The organism is Apibacter sp. HY039 (assembly GCF_004023655.1).
GTDB classification, from domain to species: Bacteria; Bacteroidota; Bacteroidia; order Flavobacteriales; family Weeksellaceae; genus Apibacter; species Apibacter raozihei.
Genome location: NZ_SAYM01000003.1, coordinates 177122 through 199016, shown reverse-complemented (window position 1 = coordinate 199016; position 21895 = coordinate 177122). Strand labels below are relative to the sequence as shown.

The window sequence follows — 21895 nt, the reverse complement described above, 5'->3', positions numbered from 1 at the left end:
ATTTATTCAAAATTACATATATTTTTTTAAATTTGTTTCGTAAACGAAAAAATATTTTAACAAAATGAACCTAAATAAAATAAATTCTGCACTTGCTTATGCAACACAAACCCAAAGTCTGGTAATCGGCTCAGACATTCTTCCGAAAATTCCGGAAATTATAAAACAACTTTTTCCAGAAAAAAAAGCTGTTATAATCGCAGATCCCAATACCTTTAAAGCTGCGGGTAGTGAAATTGAACAAATACTGGAAAAAAATAATTTAAAAGGAAGCCAATCTTATATTATTACAGATCCGGATTTGTATGCTGAGTATCGATTTGTCGATCAAATCAGAGATTTTTTGAAAAAAGACGATCTGATTCCTATCGCCGTAGGTTCGGGAGTAATAAACGATTTAGTTAAAAGAGCAAGTTTTGAGCTGGAACGTGAATATGTATGCGTAGCCACGGCAGATTCAATGGATGGTTATTCTGCCTATGGTGCATCAATAACTCAAAACGGTTCTAAAGTAACATTTTCCTGTCCTGCCCCGAAAGCACTGTTTGCAGATATAGAAATTATCAGAAAAGCTCCTAGTTTATTAACAGCCTCCGGTTACGGAGATTTATTTGCCAAAGTCGCCGGTGGTGCTGACTGGATTCTGGCAGATGCTATCAGTAATCCCGATCATCCCAAAATAGGGGTAGAACCAATTGACGAAATAGCATGGGGTATTGTTCAAAATGGACTACATGAAGCGTTATCTGACCCTGAAGGTGCTAAAAACGGTGATAGAAAAGCAATAGAATCATTAACAAACGGATTAATGCTTGGAGGACTAGCCATACAATACATGAAATCGACGCGTCCGGGATCGGGAGCAGATCATCAATTCAGTCACCTTTGGGATAATGAACATCATACTTTTAGCGGAAATATGGCTCAAAAATTTGGTTTATATCCCAACAAAGATACACAAGCTCCTTCGCACGGATTTAAAGTAGGAATTAATACTTTATGTGTTATAGCACTTTATGAAAAATTGTTAGAAACTCCGGTTGAAAATTTAAATATTGATTCTTTAACTGAACAATGGCATTCATTAGATGAAGAAATTAACAGAGTAAAAGAAATGTATGAAAACTCTGATATACTAGACTTTGTTATACAACAGGTTACAGACAAACATGTAACCAAAGAAGAACTAAAAGATCAGCTTATACGACTAAAAAACAGCTGGCCGACAACTAAGGAAAAATTAAAAAAACAGTTGATTCCTTATCAGGAATCTAAAATACGTTTACTAAAAGTAGGTGCTCCTACAGAGTGCGAAGAAATAGGAATAACTAGAAAAAAATTAAAAGAAACCTTTTTTAGGGGACAAAAAATACGTAGCAGATATACTATTTTAGATCTTGCGTATCGTATAGGACTTTTGGAACAATGGGTAGATGAACTTTTTGATTCCGGTTATCTTAGCAATAAAAACTAAAACTCAAAAATTATAAATCATGAAATTATCCGATCATTTAATCTTAGGCATTGACTATGGAACAGAATCCATGAGAGCCATCCTAGTAGATATTGAAACTAAGAAAGAAATTGCAGAATCTTCAATGATATATCCAAGATGGAAAAAAAAATTATATTGTAATCCGGCACAGTCTCAATTCAGACAGCATCCGTTGGATTATCTTGAAGTTCTTGAATTTGTAGTTAATGACATTGTTAAAAAAGTACCTGAAGCTCGTACAAAAATAAAAGCACTGGGTATTGATGCAACAAACTGTACACCAATTGCGGTTGATAAAGAAGGCACTCCGTTGTCTATGAAACCAGGTTTTGAAGAAGATCCGGATGCTATGTTTATTTTATGGAAAGATCATACTGCTATAAAGGATTGTGATGATATTAACCGTCATGCAAAAACTTCAAAATTAGATTACACAAAATATAGTGGTGGAGGAGCTAACTATTCAGCTGAACATTTTTGGGCCAAATGCCTTCATATCTTCAGAAATCCCAAAATAAAGAAAGAAGCTCATTCTTTTGTTGAAAATTGCGATTGGCTACCTAATTTATTAGTGGGTATAAAAAAGCCGGAAGAACTCAAACGAAATATATCAATAGCAGGATTTAAAGCTTTATGGAATAAAGAATGGGGTGGCTATCCACCCAACGAATATTTTAAATCTATAGATCCTGTATTAGATGGAATAGTTGATACTTTTTCTAAAGAAGTATATTTATGTGTCTCACCTATAGGAACTTTAAGTGAAGAATGGGCATCTAGACTAAACCTTAACACAGATGTAATTGTTGCCGCAGGCCATATGGATGCTACTGCAGGAGCTATAGGAGCAGGAGTAAGGGAAAAAGTAATGGTCGAAATTGTTGGAACTTCAACGTGTGCAGTACTGGCAGGAAAAAAACACAACCGGAGTATTCCTGGAATTACAGGACAGGCAGATGATGCAGTTATTCCTGGTTTAGTTGGGTACGAAGCAGGGCAAGCCGCTTTCGGAGATTTGTATGCCTGGTTCCGAAGGGTTCTTTTGTGGCCATTTGTTGAAATTTTTAATAAACTGCCTTATATTGATGATGATTTGAAAGAAAAAATTTATAAAGATGTTTATGATGAACTTATTCCCAATCTGGCCAGACAGGCAAAATTGTCGGACAATGATGAAAGTTGCCTGATTGCTACTGATTGGATAAATGGTAGAAGAACACCTGATGTAGATTACAATCTTAAGGGGACATTAGCAGGAATTACATTATCAAGTACAGCGCCTTTAATCTATAAATCCTTAGTAGAAGCTACTATTTTCGGCACTAAAGCTATAGCTGATCAATTTATAAAACACGGAATTGAAGTGGAGGAAATTATTGCTGTCGGGGGAATTTCTCAAAAATCACCATTTGTAATGCAGATCATGTCAGATGTTTTACAAATGCCCATCAAAGTCTTAAATGTTATTCAGGGTCCTGCATTGGGAGAAGTTATGTGTGCAGCAGTTGCTGCCGGATATTATCCTGATCTAGAAACAGCTCAGGATCAATTAGGTGTAAAAGATTATAAAATTTATACACCAAGAAACGAAAACCGTGAGTTTTATTTAAAAGCGTATGATAAATACAGAAAATTAGAAAATGTTAAACAAATTATAGAGTAAAATAAGACTTTCCTATATATAATTTATATTTGTTCCATGGAAGATAATAATATACATAATCTGAGGCAGCAAAAAATACTTAAAGTTCTTTCTTCAAATAGTTACTTATCTGTAATTGATTTGGCTAACACCTTTCAGGTTACTGAAGCAACTATAAGAAAAGACTTACGATATCTGGAAAATTTAGGTCTCGTTAGTCGTAAACATGGAGGAGTTGTAGGTTGTCAGGATAGTATTATTGTAGGAGAAACTCATAATTTAAGCAAGGAAAAAATTCATATATCCGAAAAACAGCTTATTGCCCAGGCTGCTCTTAATTTAATTAATGATCAGGATTTTGTAAGCCTGGCGCCGGGTACAACGACTCAGTACCTCGCAACTGAAATTGTAAATTCAGAAATTCAGAACCTTTCCGTATTATCTGCTACTATCAATACCTCAGTCATTCTACAAAATAAATCCGACATAAATCTTATGCAGGTTGGAGGAGATATCAGGTTATCTTCGGGAGCAGCCGTTGGTATTTATTCCGAACAAATGATTAAAAATTATTTCTCAGGAAAATTGTTTTTTGGTGCTGACGGAATTGATCTACAATTTGGAATTTCCACTTCTACAACTGTGGAAGTGGAATTGAATAGAATGATGATAGAAAATTCGGAAAAAGTTATATTATTAGCAGATTCTTCTAAAATAGGAAAACGAGGTTTTAGCAAAATTGTTGATATAGAATGTATAGATGTATTAATAACGGATGCTCACATTAGTGACAATGATTATCATAACATCAAAGACTTAGGCATTGAAATTATTATTGCTGAAGAAAAACCATAAAATAAAATTACATTAACTATTTATATTTAAAGCTGTTATCAAAAATAACAGCTTTTCTCTATTTATAAAACGTAAAAAAATGTTAATCAATAATTTTAGCTTATTGTATATATTAATTATTAAATTTGAAATTATAAAATACCAAAAATATGAATACAGTTTCCCTTAGAAAAGTTGAGCTAACGGATATTGAAATACTACAGGATTTAGCAAAAAAAACTTTTTATGAAACATTTGAAAGTTTTAATACTAAAGAAGATATGCAAAATTATTTAAATGAAAACTTTAGTATAGATAAATTACGTAGTGAACTTGAAAATCCTTTATCTGAGTTCTATTTTGCAGAATTTGAACATAAGATGGTCGGCTACCTGAAAATTAATAGTTCAAAAGCACAAACAGAAATTAAAAACACTAATAGTCTTGAAATTGAAAGAATTTATATCTTACAGGGATATCAGAAAATGAAAATTGGTCAGTTACTTTTTGAAAAGGCTTTATCAATTGCAAAAACAGAAAACTACGAATATATATGGTTGGGTGTATGGGAAGAAAATCCAAAAGCCATTGCTTTTTACAAAAAAAATGGTTTTATAGAATTTGATAAACACATTTTTCGTTTAGGTGACGATGAACAGACAGATATAATGATGAAATTAAATTTAAAATAAAGTATGGTTTTAAAATCTGTTCTTATATTTATATTAGCCGGAATTTGTGAAATTGGTGGTGGTTATCTTATATGGCAAAGTTTAAAGGAAGGAAAATCATTGATTTGGGCATTAGCAGGAGGAATCATACTAGTCCTTTACGGTATTGTAGCTACATTTCAAGAATCAAATTTTGCTAAGGTTTATGCTACATATGGAGGTTTTTTCATTGTTTTATCTTTACTATGGGCTTATATTTTTGATAAGTATACACCAACAAAATATGATATTATAGGTGCATTAGTATCATTGATTGGAGTTTGCATTATTTATTATTCACCCAGAACATAATATATAATATCAAGAATTATTCTTACAAAAAGTCAAATTAACTGAAACAATAAAATACTTAAATAATAGTTTAGAAGAAAAATAAATAATAAGAAATAATTCAAAAGAAGTAAAAAATTTATGAGAAATCTAGTATCACTTACACTACTGATCATGCTTATCATTACAGGATGTTCGCCTAAGGAACCTGTAGCAAAAGATACATGCAAAATAATAATTGAGGCAAAAAATTATCCTTCAGATTCATTGGTATTGGTTTGGAATAAAGGAGATGAATTTAAACAGGAAACTATAATTTTGAAAAACGGAAAAGGAGAAATTGATATTAAAGTTCCTGAATATTCAGTATTATCATTAATGAATCTGGATGAAAGTAAATCACTAAAAGTAGGGGATGGTGTTATACCTTCATCACCTTTTTATTTTTTTGCAGAAAACGGAGAAAGAGTTTCTTTAAGTTTTGACAACAAAGAATGGCCAATAGTTAAATTATCAGGAGGTAAAACCAATACTGAATATATGAAGTATTTGACTGACAAGGGTACTCTGGAAAAAGATTTAATGGAAAAACACGATAAATTTCTAAGTACTAAAGATTCTGTTCAATTAACTCAACTTAATAAAGAACAGGAAGATATTCTATCGAAGATAACAGATAAACAAAGTAACTTTATCAAAGCAAATCCTTCCAGCTATGTTTCACTTTTCCTTTTGCAAAATTTAATCGGCGAACTTTCTTTTGAGGAATTTGAGCAAAAGTATAATCAATTAGATTCCTCTATAAAAAATTCAGAATTAGGAAAATCAATATCCGAATATATAGAGAACAGTAAAAAAACAGCGATTAATCAGCAGGCTCCTTATTTTGAGAAAAAAGATAAAGATGGAAAGCTTGTTAAACTAAGTGATTATAAAGGAAAATATATCTTGATTGATTTTTGGGGTAGCTGGTGTATGCCATGCAGACAATCTCACCCACATTTAGTTAAACTTTATGAAAAATATTCCCCTAAAGGATTACAATTTATTAACATTGCTCAGGAAAGCAGTACAGGTAAAAATGATTGGCTGAATGCTATTAAAGAAGATCGGTTGGTATGGACTCAGATATTAAATAATGAAGATCAAAATAAATATGATGTTGTTAATTTATACAGTATTATAGCCTTTCCAACCAAGATTCTCATCAATCCCGAAGGAAAAATTATTGCACGTCTGGTAGGTGAAGAGCCAGAGACTTTAGATGCTGAATTAGTAAAAATATTTGGTGAATAAATAAAATTTAAGCTATAAAAAAAGCGGGTTGAATTTTCAACCCGCTTTTTTTATAAAGAAATTAGAAAATTAATTTCAGGTTAAATGATTTCTTTTATTTTTCATGTACTTAAAATAATTCATGAAAGCTATAGAGCCTAACATAATTAAAATTCCAATAATTTGCAGAAAGCTGATAGGTTCTTTTAACAATAATGAAGAACAAATAACAGCAACCGGAAGTTCAACTGTCATTAACACAGCACTTATTCCTGCTCCAATTTTTGGAATTCCGGCTGCAAAAAAAGCAGTAGGAAGAGTTGTTCCTATTACAGCAAGAAAAAGAGCTATAAGTAACAATTCAGAACTCCAATGAGTTTCAACACAAATCTGGCGGGCATTAATTAAAAATATCGTAATTGCAGAACCTACCATCAAAAGTGTGCTTTTTGGAAGCCAGTTAACATTTACACCCGCCCGACTGTTTGCTACAATGTAAACAGCATAGGTAAATGAAGATATTAATACTAAAATTATTCCGATCCAGGAAAAATCTATCTTCTCTGCTTTTAAAAGATTTCCTGCTAATACAGTACCTGCTAAAACAAATAAAATGGTTATTATTTCAGCTCCGGCAGGTTTTTTTTTGAAAAATAACCATTCCAATAACAGGCTTATCCAAGTAAACTGCATAAGCAATACGATAGCAAGTGATGCAGAAATATACTTCACCGATTGATAATATAAAAATGTAGTTAACCCAATGGTTGCTCCGGTAGCAGCTAAAGAAATCAATTCTTTTCTGGATAATTTTAATTTTCTTTTATCAGAAGAAAATATAAGAGCAAATCCCAGAAAAATCGCTGCAAATAAAGCCTGTAAAAAAGACATTTCTGCAATTGAATAACCACGTAAGTAAAATAATTTAACAAAAGAAGACATAGTACCGTACATAGAGGCTCCTGCCAGTACCAAAGCGATATATTTAAAATTTTTCATTTCAAGATTGTAATTTAAAATTTTATAAATTTGAGTCTGATAAGAGGCTAAACAACCTTGAGAATTGAGAATAACGAACTTCTAAGCTTGCACAATCATGCAACTGTAAGGTAAGTATTATTATATATGAGTTATTCAGCCTTTATGCTGATGGCGGGGGAGTGTTGGAAGCAAATTGTTGGTACATGAGTAAATATTTTAATATCCTTTGCAAATATATATTATATCCGGGATATTTAAATACTGATTATAAAAAACTTTATTTTCTTTATTATATCTGTGAGTCAAAAAAAACTATTTTAAAAGTTGACAGATCAACGAGCTGCTCAAAAATCAATAACCATTTAAAATTATAATATTACTTACCTAAATGAACTTTAGAATCAAAAAAATTGAGCTAAGCAGCAAAATATTATTTTAAGAGTCTTACTAATTTTGAAAAACCATGCTGGATAATGAATAAACAAATTTATTAAATTAAACTAATTCAAAAATACCAATCTAACAAATGGAAAAAATGGAAACCATAAACAAAGAAAAAATTTTTTTTAAAAATCAAACTTTAAAATTAGCTGGAGAACTTTATTTTCCCTTAGATTTTGACAACAATCAAAAATTTGCAGCAATTATTATATCTCATCCGGGAAACGGAGTAAAGGAGCAGGTTGCCGGTTTATATGCAAAAAAACTAGCTGAAAATGGATTTATAAGTTTAGCTTTTGATGCATCCCATCAGGGAGAAAGTGAAGGGTTGCCACGATATCTGGATGATCCGGCAAAAAGAGTAGAAGATATCCGTTGTGCAGTAGATTTTTTAGTCACTTTACCCTATATAGATGAAAATAAAATAGGGGCTATGGGAATTTGTGCAGGAGCTGGATATGCTATCAACACTGCACAAACCGAGTACAGAATACAAGCAGTTGCAGGAATCAGTACCTGGGATGTAGGAGATAGTCAGAGAAATGGTTTTGCCAGAAAATGGACAAAACAACAGCGGAATGAAATTCTTCAAGAGGTAGCCCTGCAAAGAACACGCGAAGCCCGTGGAGAAAAGCCACTTCTTGTTGGATATGTACCCGATTCTGAAGCAGATTTTGACGATGACACTCCTATAATTCAGAGGGAAGCCTATGAATATTACTGTACATCCAGAGCAGCACATCCTAATTCACACAACAAATATCTCTATACGGGTAACGACAGATTTATAGCCTGGGAGGCATTTAATTTATTAGATACCCTGTCACCGCGACCTTTATTATTAATTGTTGGCAGTTTAGCTGATACCATATATTTTAGCGAAAACGCTTACGAAAACGCCAATGAACCCAAAGAACTCTATATTGTTGAAGGTGCCAGCCATGTAGATTTATACGATCAGGAAATATATGTGGAACAGGTAACAGAAAAGCTAACTGATTTTTTCAGAGCATATTTATAATTAATACAAATATTCAGAATATAAATAAATCTATCTAATTATTTTATAAACTTTCATCAATTTTTGTTAAATCTATTTCTAAAAGGATAATCTCTAAATTACGATTTTGGATAGGTAATTCAGGTTCATTTGGTGTTTTATGGTTTTCAACAAATTGGAAACCATAAGACTTATAATATTCAATTAATCTTTGATTATCAGCCCACGTATCCATTCGGATATAATCAATTTTATTATTTTTAGCATACAGCATGACCCAGTTTAGTACTGTTTTAAAAAATTTTTGACCACTGACATCAGGATTTGCCACAATACGATGTAAGTATATGGCCTTATCACAATCTCTTTCTCTCCAGATAAAAGGATCATTAAACTGAATTGAAAATATTCCTGATACTTGTTCTTTTATTTTTACTTTATATTGTAATTTTTTTGCTATATCATTTTTTATTCCCGACTCATCTATCTGATTCCAAACTTTATACCCGTCTTTTCTCTTATTTTTTATAGCTTTATCAAACAATTCTAAAATTAGATCCCAATCTTGAAAAGTAGTATTATCAATCGTGTATTTTTGTTTTAATTCCATGCTATTTATTTACTGGTAAAATTTTTTAAATCTAAAACCATTTGAATATTAGCTCGTTCATACGGGGAAGGTCGCCCGACTATTTTTTGAAATCCCATTTTATAGTATAAATTAATAGCTGGTTTAAGCAGGGTGTTGCTTTCCAGAAAAAGATGGGAAGCGCCCAGTTCTATGGCAGTACGTATAATTTCCTGTCCCAGAAGCCAGCCCAGGTTTTTACCTTGTGCAGAAGGCGATACTGCCATTTTTGCCATTTCATAGTCATACTCAGGATCATCCATTTTAATTAGTGCACATACCCCCAAAGGTTTACCTTCATAAAGAGCCACTAAAATTTTTCCCCCTTTATTAATAATATATTCCTCCGGATGATCCAGCGATTTATAATCATTTGCTTCCATTTTAAAATATTGGGATATCCACTCTTCATTTAATTCTTTAAATGCCCTTTGATACTTGGGTTCATAAGAAACTACCTGTACTTTGAGGCTTTCACGTTTTTTCTTAAATTCCTGAACTCTTCTCAGCAATGTTTTTTGCTTTAGTAAAAACTCCCATTCTTCCATAGCTTCCCATAAGTTATGGTTTGCTTCATTGATCAGACTTTCAACCGCAGCTCCCACATCTTCATACAAAGGTTTGATTTTTTCAGAAGTTTCTTTTCCCAACTCAGTAAGTGCTACCATATTTTTTCTTTTATCTGCTGAATTTCTGTTATCCTCAACTAATCCGGCTATGGCCATTTCTTTTACAATTTTAGTAACTGAGGGTTGAGAATGACCAACTTCCTGAGCTATCTCAGTAATTGTTTTTTCACCCTCTTCAACAAGTATGAAAAAAATAGGAAACCATTTAGGTGAAAACCCGATGTCATAAAGCTGATATACCCGGGAAGCATCTTCGGTAATCTGAGAAGTCAATAATCGTAATCGGCTGCTAAGTGCCATTTTTCCTGTTTTTTCAAATAAATTCATAACTATATAATTAATTACATAACCAGTTATGCAAATATATAAATATTTTAATTTTTTCACTCAAGCAACCATAAATAAATTAAGCAATTCATACAACCGATTTAAATTTAATTTACTTAAAAAAGATAAGAGACTGATTTTTAAACAAATTAAAATAATACTATTCATAAAAATTAGGGTAATCCAGATAATACTAATACCAGCATAAAAAAAAATATTTTTTAGTTATATTTTTAAATTGTAACTTTTATCTTTCAAATAGTAATATAATTACAACTTCTTTAGTTTATAATATCAACCTATACAACCTTAATTATGAAAATAAGAGCTATGCTAATAGCTGTAAGTAGTCTTTTTTTATTGCATACAGCACAATCACAGGAATTAAAACCCATTTATTATCAAGATGGTAATCAGAAGCTTAAAGGATTAATAACAGATAATACGGGTGCTCATCAACCGGGTGTACTTATACTTCCTGCATGGATGGGAATAGATGAGGAAGCAAAAACTGCAGCCTTAGATCTGGCTCGAAAAGGTTTTAAAGTGTTTATTGCTGATATTTACGGTGAAGGAAATACTCCTTCTTCATTTGCTGAGGCAGCAAAAATAAGCAGCAGTTATAAAACCAATTTTTTAGCTTATCAAACAAGAATTCAATTGGCTTTGGAACAGCTAAAAAAGGCAGGTGCAGATGCTTCCCGTCTGGCAGTAATCGGATACTGCTTTGGTGGTACAGGAGCTCTGGAAGCAGCACGTGCTCAGCTTCCGGTAAAAGGAGTGGTTTCTATCCACGGGGGATTAGGAAAGTCTCCCGACAGACCTAACGGAGCATTATCAGCTTCCATACTCATCGAGCATCCGGCAGACGATGAATCCGTTTCACAAGAAGATATTAAGAATCTTATGAAAGAAATGAATGAAGCGCAAGCCGATTGGCAGATGATATACTATGCCCACAGTAAGCATACTTTTACCAATCCAGCATCTCAAGACTATAATCCAGTAATGGCTCATCGTGCCTGGTTGCATACAATCATGTTTTTACAGGAAATGTTGAAATAATAAAAAATCAATCAATGAAAAAATTATTTAATATACTCGCTATATTACCTTTAGCTTTAATTACGGCTAATGCACAGCAAAAAACATATTCTTTGGAATTTAATTCCCAAAATTACACCTTGGATTCCGCAAAAGTTGAAGGCAAAACTTTGTATTTCAGAGCTTATAAAAATATTGTTTATGTTAAAAATCCGGTAGATATAACTTACCAAAGTCTTAATTTTTATGTTCCGATAGAATATTATAAAGGAAAATCGGTGGGAGAGTATAATCAAAACAATGCTCCTATTTTTTTTCCCAACAATGTAGGAGGGTATATGCCGGCTAAACCAGGAAATCCATCAATAGATCAACGGAGTGGTAAACCCAATGCTGCTTTAACTGCATTATCTCATGGACTGATTGTTGCCTACCCCGGAGCAAGAGGAAGAACATTAAAAAATGAACAGGGAAAATACTATGGAAAAGCACCGGCTGATATTGTGGATTTAAAAGCAGCAGTTCGATATCTGGCGTATAATGACAAGAATATGCCTGGAGATGCACGCAAAATTATTTCCAATGGAACCAGCGCCGGTGGAGCCATGTCTGTACTGTTGGGAGGGACAGGAGATGCTATTGAATTTATACCCTATCTTAAAGATCTTGGGGCTGCGGATGCTTCCGATGCTATTTTTGCCGTGTCTGCTTACTGTCCGATAACAAATTTAGATCATGCCGATGCCGCTTATGAATGGCAGTTTGGCGACGTCAAAGAATATAAAAAAATGCAAATTTCGCAGATGATTGATTTTCGGATGGAGAGAAAAATGGTGGAAGGAGTTCTCTCTGAAAAAGAAATAGCTATTTCAGCTCAATTAAAATCTTTATTTCCAGCCTATATTAATTCATTAAATTTAAAAGACAAGAAAGGAAATATAGTAAAACTAAATCAAAATGGAGAGGGAAGTTTCAGAAATCTGGTAGCCTCTTATATACAGGCTTCAGCACAAAAAGAGCTGGATAAAGGTGCTGATTTAAGCTCATTTAAATGGCTTACTATTCAGGAAAAAAAAGTTACCGGATTAGATTTTAAAGCTTATGTAAAATATACTCAACGAATGAAACTACCGCCTGCTTTTGACGGGTTAAATCTTGAAAATGGAGAAAATGATCTTTTTGGTACAGAATCAGATAGTGCAAGGCATTTCACACCTTATTCTTTAAAACATGGGACTAAAAAAGCAAAAATGGCAGATAAAACCATTATTAAAATGATGAATCCTATGTATTTTATCATGGATTCTAAAGTAAAGGTAGCTCCTCACTGGCGCATTCGTCATGGTACTATAGATAAAGACGGATCGCTGGCCATACCGGTAATTTTAGCTACAAAATTGCAGAATTCAGGTTATGACGTAGATTTAGCTTTTCCTTGGGAAACTCCTCATAGTGGCGATTATGATTTAAATGAATTGTTCAACTGGATTAGTCTTATATGTAATAAATAACCAGTATTATAAATAAAAGCATTTTAACTGACTGGTTTAATTATTGCACTGATTGAATTACCACCCAATCAAAAATTCTTAACATAATGAAATTAACATTCAGATTTTTACTATTAATCGCTGTCTTAGGCCCTATATTTTTATTCTCACAACAAGCTAAAAAAAATGCAATGAAAAAGAAAATTTTATTTGTTGTTACCAGTCACAGCGAAAAAGGAAACACAGGAAAAAAAACAGGTTATTTTTTAAGTGAAGTTTCTCATCCGTGGAAAGTATTGACCCAAGCGGGTTATGAAATTGATTTTGTCAGTCCTAAGGGAGGAAATCCACCGGTAGATGGTTTTGATTTAAACGATCCTGTTAATAAAGAATTCTGGGAAAATCCAGTTTATAATAATAAAATCAGTCATAGCTTACAACCTTCCCAGGTGAATACTGAGGATTATTATGCTATTTATTATGCTGGGGGACATGGGGCTATGTGGGATTTGCCAGATAATAAAGATATTGCGCGTATAGCATCAAAAATGTATGAAAATAATGGTATTGTAGCTGCTGTATGTCATGGCCCTGCTGGATTGATAAATGTAAAACTGGACAACGGCTCTTACTTACTGAACGGTAAAAAGGTAAGTGGGTTTACCAATGAAGAAGAAGATAAAGTAGGATTAACGAAAGTGGTACCTTTTCTGTTAGAAGACAAGATGAAAGAACGTGGAGCTATTTTTGAAAAAGCGGATCCCTGGAAAGTTCAGGCCGTTTCTGATCAACGACTGATTACTGGTCAAAATCCGCAATCTGCTACCCGTGTAGGAGAACTGATAAAAGAAGCTCTTAAAAACTAGATCCGTTTTGATTATATGCCCGGATTTAAAATGTAAATAAATAACCCGGCGAATAAAAAACGTATTACTTCTCTTTTTTTAAAGGAGGTGATACGTTTTTTATTTATGTAAAATAGTTTAAGAAAGACTTTGTTGATATGCATTTTGCAGCTTATCTAAAAATATACAAAGTTTTTCATTCATTTCATTGTAATTATAACTTCGAATTTCTTCTGGCTTTTGAACCCAGGCATAAGTATTTTGTGTTTCTAAAAAGTCTTTTTCTTCAGCAATAAGAAGCTCCATTACTTCAGGAGTAAATTCCATATGGCATTGAAATCCATACACTAAAGGAGTATAAGAAACAATTTGTCGGGGACATCCGTTACTAATTGCAAGTATTTTACTTTGAGCGGTTAATCCGGGCATATCATTATGCCAGTGTCCTACCGGAAGAGAGTCTCCGAAATGAGCTACTTTTTGATCTTTTTTTCCATCCTCTGTAAGTTGAATAGGAAATACACCTATTTCTTTTTCCGGACTATGTTCAAAACGAGCTCCTAAAGCTTCACCTATAAGCTGAGAACCTAAGCATATGCCTACAACAGCCTTGCCTGCATCTATACATTTTCTTATAAAAGATATTTCAGCTTTTGAGTCAAAATGAGAACATTCTTCAAGAGTAGTTGTCGGATCCTGAGGTCCGCCCAAAACAATTAACATATCTATATTTTCAGCAGATTCAGGAAGCAGATCCTTTTCAAATACTTTTGAGAATTGAAACGTATGATTTTTATCTTGCGCCCATTGTAAATATGCTCCGGGAGCTTCAAAAGTTTCGTGCTGTATAAAATGTATATTCATGTCAGATAAAAATTAAGAATACAAAGGTATTAATTTCTAAATATTTTGAAATATAATATAAAAAATTCCGTTGATTGTAATTATAGGTTGTTATATTATTGCACTTTACTTTAATAATTAATCATATTCCAGAAGTAGTTGCTCTTTATGACAGAACATTACTTGTAATTGATCATTTTTTTTACTGCCAGAACATGTTTACAAGGCCCTCTTTCTCCCTGATATTTAGTATACCACTCGCAGGTACATCGTTCACTGCTCTTATCCAGTAATATCGTATGTCTTATATCACTTCCTTCAACATATGCCTTAATTTTTCCTTCTACATTGCTTATTATTTCTACTTTTTGATCGGCAATTAACTTTTCAGCTCCTTTTATTCTCGGATTTAATTTGATTATGCGGTCAGGGTTGAAGGGCAGACGTCGGTAAAAGAATTGGTTTTCGTCAAGATCAAATCCTAGTAAACCCATAGCGGTCAATTTACCTGTAAGGCTGTCTACCTTATCGAAATCTAAATTTTCTGCAATCGCAAATTGTACAGGATTAAAAGATTGGTTGGCATATGAATAATTATCCATAGCCTGTATCCAATGTTCCGGCAAATCATTCAGCAAAAAATCAAGCACTGCTCCTTCACCCGAAAATCCCCGCCAGGAAATTCGGGATAAGGTTAAGCTGAAGCGTATGGATCCAAAATAAAGCTGCCAGGTAGTAGACTGCATTCTGGGGTGGGAAAATATCTGTAAACAATCAATATAGGGAAGAAGCGGTTCCAACAATCGCAAACGGTGCAAGCCACCAACACAGACTCCGCTGATAGATTTTGCAGGAGAAAAAACAGGTAAATTACCTCTTATACTAAGATAATAATCTGTTTTTATTATTCCTTTAGGAATATCGCGAAATAATTGCTGAGCCTGTACCCGGTTTAAAGTAAACGATTTTTCTGATTTCGAAAGGTAGATCTGAACTGAGCTCAATCCTCGGATCCACTTGTCAGGCAGTGGTACCTTACGCTCTACTATCTGCTCATTGTCTATATGTATTCCTACTTCCTTTTGGCCTACAGACATCATCAATTTAGCATCTGCCCGAAGACTGTTTAAAGCGGTAAGTACGGGCGGGTTAAAATCAACATTAGTAGTGCCGTTTTCCAGAAATTCTCCATCCAGTGCATCGGGCAAAACATCTACCCGCGCATATACACCTGCACATTGTGAGAAACCTTCAAAACGTATACGTTCATTACCGGCTGTTACTATAGGATCTTTGATAAGGGACAGTTGTGCAGGCGTTAAACTATAGTTTGATTTTACAACGTTAGACAGAGTGACCAGGCAGCGGGAGATGATAAAAGGGTTTCGGATAGTACCCCAGAAATAACAGGGAGCCTCGCTGTTTTTTTGTATTTCACTATATTTTGAAAGGAAAAGTTCATCCTTACCCGATTTTTGTATAACGCTGGAGGGAAATGCATATTTATATATTAAACTATCATCCATGCGTTTATTGTTTTAAAATTTCCAGTATTACCTTCTTACAGTTTTTTTCATCTTTCCAGGCTTCCAGCTTTTCGGTTATACCTGATTTTTGATTGGCAATCAATAACAACTCTTTATATATTTCCAGTAATTTTCTCATGTTAGTATAAGGTTCTGAAGTTTCCAACAATATATTTTCGATTAAACAGATTAATTCTTTATCATGTACGGAACTAATATTTAGAAGCATGTCTAGTGCATCTGTTAAACGCTTTACCGGTAACCATCCGTTTGTATTTAACCTGCCTAATTCTTTTCCTAATTTACTACTGTCCAGCTTCTGTTGCTGTACATATTCAACCCACAGAGAAGAAACAATGTCCCGCGCTGTTTTATTTGGATATAGCCAACTGTGAGCCAGGAAATGATAATTAAAATCAGAATCATTAATACCTGTAGTTTGTAAGATCTGTAGCATCGAACATACATCTACTAAAACATCGGATGATGAAGAGGTAGGATCATTTAAAGAGTTTAAAATATGTACCTCGAGTAAGGTCTTGTTATGCGGCATTGACAACCCTAAATGGTATGCATCATTTTTGCGTAAAGGATCGCATATTTTTTTAGGGATTAAATATTCCATGTATAAGGTAGATTTACCGGCAGATAGGGTATAATAGGGAAGTTTTATTTTATATTTTTTTTCTTTAACAAGTACTTCCCACTTCAGGTGATCTGTAAAATAGTCATCATTTAAATAATCATATCCCCATTCAGATTTCATTTTAGGAATTTTATTCGGATTTCGTGTAAGGGCAACTGTCATCCACCAGGCTGAATATTCTACCTGATTAGGTTCATCCAGGGTAGAATCCAATAAAAAAAGTATCAGATCTTTCAATTCACCGGTAAGTTTTTTCTGAGCCATTTCTATATATGCAGAAGCATTTTCGAGGCAGCAACGCTGAATAGCCAGCTGCAAATCAAAACTAAACGGTTCTTCTTTTTTGTGCTGATATTCTGCCAGACGACTGATCAGTGCAGAAGGTTCAATCCAATGAGGAGTATGAGTTGGTGTTGATAACAGGGGCAGAACAATTCCTTTTTTAAGTTGTTCGTATACCCGCATATAGATATGAATCAAGGGAGTTAAATATGATTGTACGAATCTGGTTTTCAGACTAGTTAAATCCGGAACCTTTGAATTTACTACTATAGCTTTAATTTTACCAGTATTTTCCGGATACTGTTCTATCAAATATTTCGCATAGCTAATTAAAAATGAAGCAGCTACATTATCTATTCGTCCATAGTTTTGGTTCATAAAAGCTTTTACAGCTATTTTTAATGCCGAAGCTAACAAATCAGGATCTTTAATTATCTCATCCTTAAATTTTTGTATATATACGGGTAACCAAAAGATATGCCAGGGTTCATTATTTTCAAAAACCTGATTGATGAAAAACTGAAATTCATCTAAAGTTGTTATTTCTTCAATTTGTGAATGATGACTTATGAATATAGGCATTCCGGAAGGTTGAATTTCAACATTCTCTTCATCGTCCGGGTTGACTGATGTTATTTCTAACAATTCCTGAAGTTGAGGTTTGACTGATGACAAAATATAATCGGTATTTGGAGATAATTTTGTTTTAAGAACTGTAGGGTTACCATAGCTGATAAGTAGCTTGGCCAAACGCTTCTGAATGCTTTCATCCCGGGAAATGAATCCGTTTCCCAAGGCCTCACAAATTTTTTCTGAACAGCCTTTTTTATTTTTTAACAAATATTCGGCAAGATCCAGAGAACTTTTTACGATAGCTTTGGTTGGAGAGGACAATAAATTGGGAAGATAAAAAAGAAATGCATCGAAATCAAATTCAGAATATTCTTTGATGCTTTTACTATAATTAAGCACTATTCCAACGACACTTGTCTGTGGAGAGCTTAATGCCGGCCATAAATGTTCCTGAAGCTGTATCAATTCTGAAGGAGTAGGATGTAATGCATTAAAAAGTTTGAAAAACCATCCGGATAAGGTTTTATTAAATCCCTGGTTGGCCGTCTTTACACATTCTGCTAATATTCTTAGTCTGTCCGTTTGCTTATTTTCCACTAGCAGCTGAATAGCTTTTATCCAATCATTTTCAGGATTCTCCATTCCATAATATATTTCTGGATGGTTAATATCAGTTTTGTATTGAAATAAATACCAGATATGTTCTTTCAGAGTATTTGGATATTGTAATAAACGTTCGGGGTGAAAAGTATGTTGAATAGTTTGGTTGGGATGATACTGATAGATATAACGAACCAGATTATGAGAAATAAGCTCAGGTGAAGGTTTTATATATCCTTTGTCCGTCCAGTGTATTATCTCATCGTAAGTAACTGCTTCAAAATTATCCGTTTTATTCAGATATGTATCTATCCAGTCGGGACAGTACCAGCATAAAACATCCTCAATTCTGATCTTTTTCATTAACTCGCCCTGCGTATACTCATGAAATTTAATGAACCCGGACGAAAGGTAACTCAGGTATATGTAGTTGCTAACATAATCACTATAATTGAAACAAACAAATGCAGCAATGGAAAGTATAACAAAAGTATCGTTATTTCTTTTATCAGTTTCTTCCTGTGCATTTTTAATACTCTGCCTGACAGGTTTAGCTAATGTTTTACGTTCTTCAAGGGTTAAACTTTTTAAAAAAGGAATAATTTCAAAAACTTTTTTTTCTTCCAGTATTATAAAGAACTTTTCTTTGTGTAGCATAGTATTTACATTTTAACAAATATAAACAAAATAGAGGGTGAAAAAATATGTATAATGTAAAGAGGATCTAATTTCAGAAATTAAAATCATTATTTAAATGAATCAATTGATCTGTAAACTTTTATATTTAAAAAAAGTTCTTGAACTATACAAGATTCAAGAACTTTCTTATTTAACTTTTAGCGGCATGATAAAGGCTTTATATATCACATATCAACCAAAGTAAACAATTTGTTTATTTTAAATTAGTTTTAAAAAAGGTAGCTAATACATCAAAAGGAATAATATCTACTCTATCGTATAAGTCCACATGAACCGCATTAGGAATAATCATAAGCTTTTTGGGGTCCTTAAGGTTCTTGTAAGCATCTTCGCTGAAATAACGGGAGTGTGCATTTTCTCCTGCTATAAGCAGCACCGGTCGCGGGGCTATTTCTTTACTATAGGTTAACAATGGAAAGTTCATAAAGGAAAATGCATTCGTAGCTGTCCAGGCTCCGTTGGAATTAATAGAACGCTCATGAAAACCTCGGGGTGTGCGATAATAGTCAAAATACTCTTTAACAAATTGAGGTTCGTCTCCATTTAACTTTTCTGCATTGGCACGAGGTGCCAATTTATAAGTTCCGGATTCTGCATCTTCCCAGCGTTGCCTGCTCATTTGTTCTAAAAGTAGGGTATGTTCCTGCTCAGTCATTTGATCATAATATCCGTTAGACATAACTCTTGACATATCATACATGCTGGTGGTAGCTACTGCCTTTATCCGTTTATCTACCGCAGTGGCATTCAGGGCAAAACCTCCGAATCCGCAAATGCCGATAATTCCGACTCTATTTCGATCAACCATTTTCTGGATACCCAGAAAATCTACCGCAGCACTAAAATCTTCCGTATTGATATCCGGTGAAGCTACATTGCGGGGTTCGCCACCGCTTTCTCCTGTGTACGAGGGATCAAATGCCAATACGGCAAATCCTCGCTCTGCCATCTGATTTGCATACAGCCCGGACGATTGTTCTTTGACGGCTCCAAACGGCCCGCTAATTGCCAGAGCAGGCAGCTTTTTGCCGGAATTATATTCTTTAGGTAAATATAAATCACCTGTCAGACTGATTCCGTAACGGTTTTTAAAAGTTACTTTTTTACGTGTTACTTGATCACTCAATGTAAAAGTATAATGTTCTTTTTCTTCTGTCTGTTTCATAATTTCTTTTTGTTTGTTTTGCTGGCAGGCTCCAAATGTTTGTATTACAGCTGCCAATACGAATATCAGTTTCTTCATTATCTATTTACTTATTTACAGGGTAAAAGTATAAATTGTTACAGGTAAAGGCTTTGTTATAAAGCTCAATGTTTTTTGTTTGTAAGCTCAGTAATACTAAAAGCCTGTTATTTTTTATGAATATATTTGTCAGATGTTTAACAATCAGGTTTTATTTCTTACAGTATGTATGTTCCTTTTTACAGGCTTTTGTCCGCAGATGCCTTTGCATTTAAATCAGGTTCAGGATCAGGAAGGTGTTTTTACGGACAGCGAAAAAAATAAACTGGAAATTCAATTAAAAGCCTACAGCAGCCGCCAGCATTTTTTTGTTTCAGTAGTACCACGGAAAGTATTGTACCTTACAAGAACATACTCAGTTATGCTGCAAATTTGGGCAATCAACCGGAATATGAAAAAACTAGTGATTGCTATAAGCAAAAAGCGTCGTTTGATAGCTATTGCTACTTCCCGAAGATTGGAAAAGATTCTTACTGATTCTATTTGTAAACAAGTAATGGATTCAGTGTTTATACCTCATTTTAAAAAAGATGAGTATTTATAGGGGTTTACAATGGTGTAAAGTCTTTACTGATCCATAGAAACCGTATAAATAAAAAGAATCAGGCTGTTTTGCATGTTGAAAATCAGATCATAAATTCCTCCAGGATGTAATATCCGACAGAAAATTTCGCAGAATTTTTTGATTTAAAAAAGACACCGTGTTTATTATTTATCAGCTATGTTTAAATTCAAATGTTTTAATTAATTTCAAAATAAATAAAAATACTTCATATTACGCATAAGCACTGCGTACTTAAACTCTTATTTTGCATAATCATTCAACAACGATAACCCAAACACCCTTGTAGCTTAAAAGGATAAAGCTGCGGAAAAAGTTGTAACGTCACCGTGAAGTGTATGGATATTCCCGTTGCCGGCCTGTGCGCTGCAACGGGTAGACTTTGCAGAAGCACCGAAAGTAGTAATATAAGTAGGGAAGCGCATTTAGAGCCATACTGCCCTGATATACGGAGAATGTGAGTTCGAATCTCATCAAGGGTACAATAAATTATAGTATGCTATTAGATCATATATATTTAAAAATTACAAAGTCTGATTCAAAACTAAGCTTTACTACCACCGGAGGTGGAAATTGGGAAGTGTGGGACCGGTTTATTTCTTACGACAATGAGCCTTTATTTCATATCGGCAATATTTGCGGTACTTGCGCATTTTTTTTCACTCAGATTAAAACAGACCTGGCGGGCAGCTATACCGTTGATAGTGTAAGAAATAATCTGGCCAACGGTATTGAAACTATATCTGATGATATATCGAATCAATTATCTGCGATTATACCTGAGGGTGAATATGAATGTTTATTACTGGAAATACAGCCTTATCAAACCTGCTACAACGGCAAAAGAGACTATTTTAAGGAAGAGCAAAATCCTTTGTGGGATTATGAAGATGAAACGGATGAAACCGGCGGTATATATTATCGGGGTACGGACAGAGTGATTTCAGAGCACGAAAAACTGTTTGAGTTTTTTATTCCCTTATACCCACCTTCTTCTTTAGAGGAAAATAGAGTACGGTTTTATCAGGAACAGATTAGAGAAGGAAAACAGCCCACAGCTCTGGCCCTGGCAGTGGTGGATGCTAAAGAATGTATGACTTACATGGAAATACCGGAAGATGGCATTGTCAGCCATTGGACGTATGCTAATTACCTATTAGACGGGCATCATAAAATACAGGCTGCCGCCCGTGAAAAAAAATCCATTACCTTGTTATCCTTTATATCTAAGGATGCTTCATTCAAAGTAGTAGATACATTAGTAGAATTATATAAAAAAAACAACTAAC

The 21895-nt window shown here is 33.8% G+C and carries 20 protein-coding genes; 12 read left to right on the top strand and 8 right to left on the bottom strand.

From position 1 onward, the window contains the following. Positions 1–64: 64 nt before the first annotated feature. From EQ921_RS08280 to EQ921_RS08255, 6 genes are all read left to right on the top strand, one after another. Complete coding sequence (locus tag EQ921_RS08280) at positions 65–1474, top strand: sn-glycerol-1-phosphate dehydrogenase (RefSeq protein WP_128331291.1); 1410 nt, start codon at positions 65–67, stop codon at positions 1472–1474. A gap of 19 nt (positions 1475–1493) precedes the next feature. Next, positions 1494–3158 carry a ribulokinase gene (locus tag EQ921_RS08275; RefSeq protein WP_128331290.1) on the top strand — a complete coding sequence of 555 codons (1665 nt, stop codon included), beginning with the start codon at positions 1494–1496 and terminating at the stop codon, positions 3156–3158. A gap of 36 nt (positions 3159–3194) precedes the next feature. Continuing rightward, a complete protein-coding gene (locus EQ921_RS08270; protein ID WP_128152696.1) occupies positions 3195–3992 on the top strand; it encodes a DeoR/GlpR family DNA-binding transcription regulator in 798 nt (265 codons plus the stop codon). A 149-nt stretch (positions 3993–4141) separates the two neighbouring features. After that, the gene (locus EQ921_RS08265) at positions 4142–4663 is read left to right on the top strand and encodes a GNAT family N-acetyltransferase (RefSeq protein WP_128331289.1); all 522 of its coding nucleotides are present in this window, start codon (positions 4142–4144) and stop codon (positions 4661–4663) included. Positions 4664–4666: 3 nt separating this feature from the next. Beyond that, positions 4667–4993, top strand: coding sequence for a YnfA family protein (locus EQ921_RS08260; protein ID WP_128152698.1), 327 nt, complete (start codon positions 4667–4669; stop codon positions 4991–4993). Positions 4994–5113: 120 nt separating this feature from the next. Then, the gene (locus EQ921_RS08255; protein ID WP_128331288.1) at positions 5114–6268 is read left to right on the top strand and encodes a TlpA disulfide reductase family protein; all 1155 of its coding nucleotides are present in this window, start codon (positions 5114–5116) and stop codon (positions 6266–6268) included. 75 nt (positions 6269–6343) lie between these two features. On the opposite strand, the gene EQ921_RS08250 is transcribed toward EQ921_RS08255, so the two are convergent. Further along, positions 6344–7246 (bottom strand): DMT family transporter, encoded by a 903-nt coding sequence (locus tag EQ921_RS08250; protein WP_128331287.1) that lies wholly within the window; start codon positions 7244–7246, stop codon positions 6344–6346. A 508-nt stretch (positions 7247–7754) separates the two neighbouring features. Between EQ921_RS08250 and EQ921_RS08245 the strand changes: the two genes are divergently transcribed. Continuing rightward, positions 7755–8690, top strand: coding sequence for an alpha/beta hydrolase (locus tag EQ921_RS08245; RefSeq protein ID WP_128331286.1), 936 nt, complete (start codon positions 7755–7757; stop codon positions 8688–8690). Positions 8691–8733: 43 nt separating this feature from the next. On the opposite strand, the gene EQ921_RS08240 is transcribed toward EQ921_RS08245, so the two are convergent. Continuing rightward, positions 8734–9279 carry an N-acetyltransferase gene (locus EQ921_RS08240; protein WP_128331285.1) on the bottom strand — a complete coding sequence of 182 codons (546 nt, stop codon included), beginning with the start codon at positions 9277–9279 and terminating at the stop codon, positions 8734–8736. Positions 9280–9284: 5 nt separating this feature from the next. Next, a complete protein-coding gene (locus EQ921_RS08235) occupies positions 9285–10253 on the bottom strand; it encodes a helix-turn-helix domain-containing GNAT family N-acetyltransferase (RefSeq protein ID WP_128152704.1) in 969 nt (322 codons plus the stop codon). A gap of 315 nt (positions 10254–10568) precedes the next feature. On the opposite strand from EQ921_RS08235, the gene EQ921_RS08230 reads away from it, so the two are divergent. The 3 genes from EQ921_RS08230 to EQ921_RS08220 all read left to right on the top strand — a co-directional run bounded on the left by EQ921_RS08230 (position 10569) and on the right by EQ921_RS08220 (position 13653). Continuing rightward, complete coding sequence (locus EQ921_RS08230) at positions 10569–11318, top strand: dienelactone hydrolase family protein (protein WP_181951001.1); 750 nt, start codon at positions 10569–10571, stop codon at positions 11316–11318. 14 nt (positions 11319–11332) lie between these two features. Next, positions 11333–12808, top strand: a complete 1476-nt coding sequence (locus tag EQ921_RS08225; RefSeq protein WP_128331284.1) for a subtype B tannase — start codon at positions 11333–11335, stop codon at positions 12806–12808. 170 nt (positions 12809–12978) lie between these two features. Continuing rightward, the gene (locus EQ921_RS08220; RefSeq protein ID WP_128331283.1) at positions 12979–13653 is read left to right on the top strand and encodes a type 1 glutamine amidotransferase domain-containing protein; all 675 of its coding nucleotides are present in this window, start codon (positions 12979–12981) and stop codon (positions 13651–13653) included. 117 nt (positions 13654–13770) lie between these two features. Here the strand turns inward: EQ921_RS08220 and EQ921_RS08215 are convergent, their stop codons facing one another. The 4 genes from EQ921_RS08215 to EQ921_RS08200 form a co-directional block, all read right to left on the bottom strand. Then, positions 13771–14496 carry a type 1 glutamine amidotransferase gene (locus EQ921_RS08215; protein ID WP_128331282.1) on the bottom strand — a complete coding sequence of 242 codons (726 nt, stop codon included), beginning with the start codon at positions 14494–14496 and terminating at the stop codon, positions 13771–13773. A gap of 158 nt (positions 14497–14654) precedes the next feature. Beyond that, a complete protein-coding gene (locus EQ921_RS08210; protein ID WP_128331281.1) occupies positions 14655–16001 on the bottom strand; it encodes an SWIM zinc finger family protein in 1347 nt (448 codons plus the stop codon). Positions 16002–16005: 4 nt separating this feature from the next. Beyond that, positions 16006–18759 (bottom strand): DUF6493 family protein, encoded by a 2754-nt coding sequence (locus EQ921_RS08205; protein WP_128331280.1) that lies wholly within the window; start codon positions 18757–18759, stop codon positions 16006–16008. Positions 18760–18994: 235 nt separating this feature from the next. Next, entirely contained in the window at positions 18995–20044 is a 1050-nt protein-coding gene (locus EQ921_RS08200; protein ID WP_128331279.1) for an alpha/beta hydrolase, read from the bottom strand. Positions 20045–20177: 133 nt separating this feature from the next. On the opposite strand from EQ921_RS08200, the gene EQ921_RS08195 reads away from it, so the two are divergent. Continuing rightward, positions 20178–20588 carry a YgcG family protein gene (locus EQ921_RS08195; RefSeq protein WP_128331278.1) on the top strand — a complete coding sequence of 137 codons (411 nt, stop codon included), beginning with the start codon at positions 20178–20180 and terminating at the stop codon, positions 20586–20588. Between the two features lie 308 nt (positions 20589–20896). Here the strand turns inward: EQ921_RS08195 and EQ921_RS14920 are convergent, their stop codons facing one another. Further along, complete coding sequence (locus EQ921_RS14920; protein ID WP_255424461.1) at positions 20897–21031, bottom strand: hypothetical protein; 135 nt, start codon at positions 21029–21031, stop codon at positions 20897–20899. Between the two features lie 71 nt (positions 21032–21102). On the opposite strand from EQ921_RS14920, the gene EQ921_RS08190 reads away from it, so the two are divergent. Continuing rightward, positions 21103–21894, top strand: coding sequence for a hypothetical protein (locus tag EQ921_RS08190; RefSeq protein ID WP_128331277.1), 792 nt, complete (start codon positions 21103–21105; stop codon positions 21892–21894). The last annotated feature ends 1 nt before the right edge of the window (position 21895 follow it).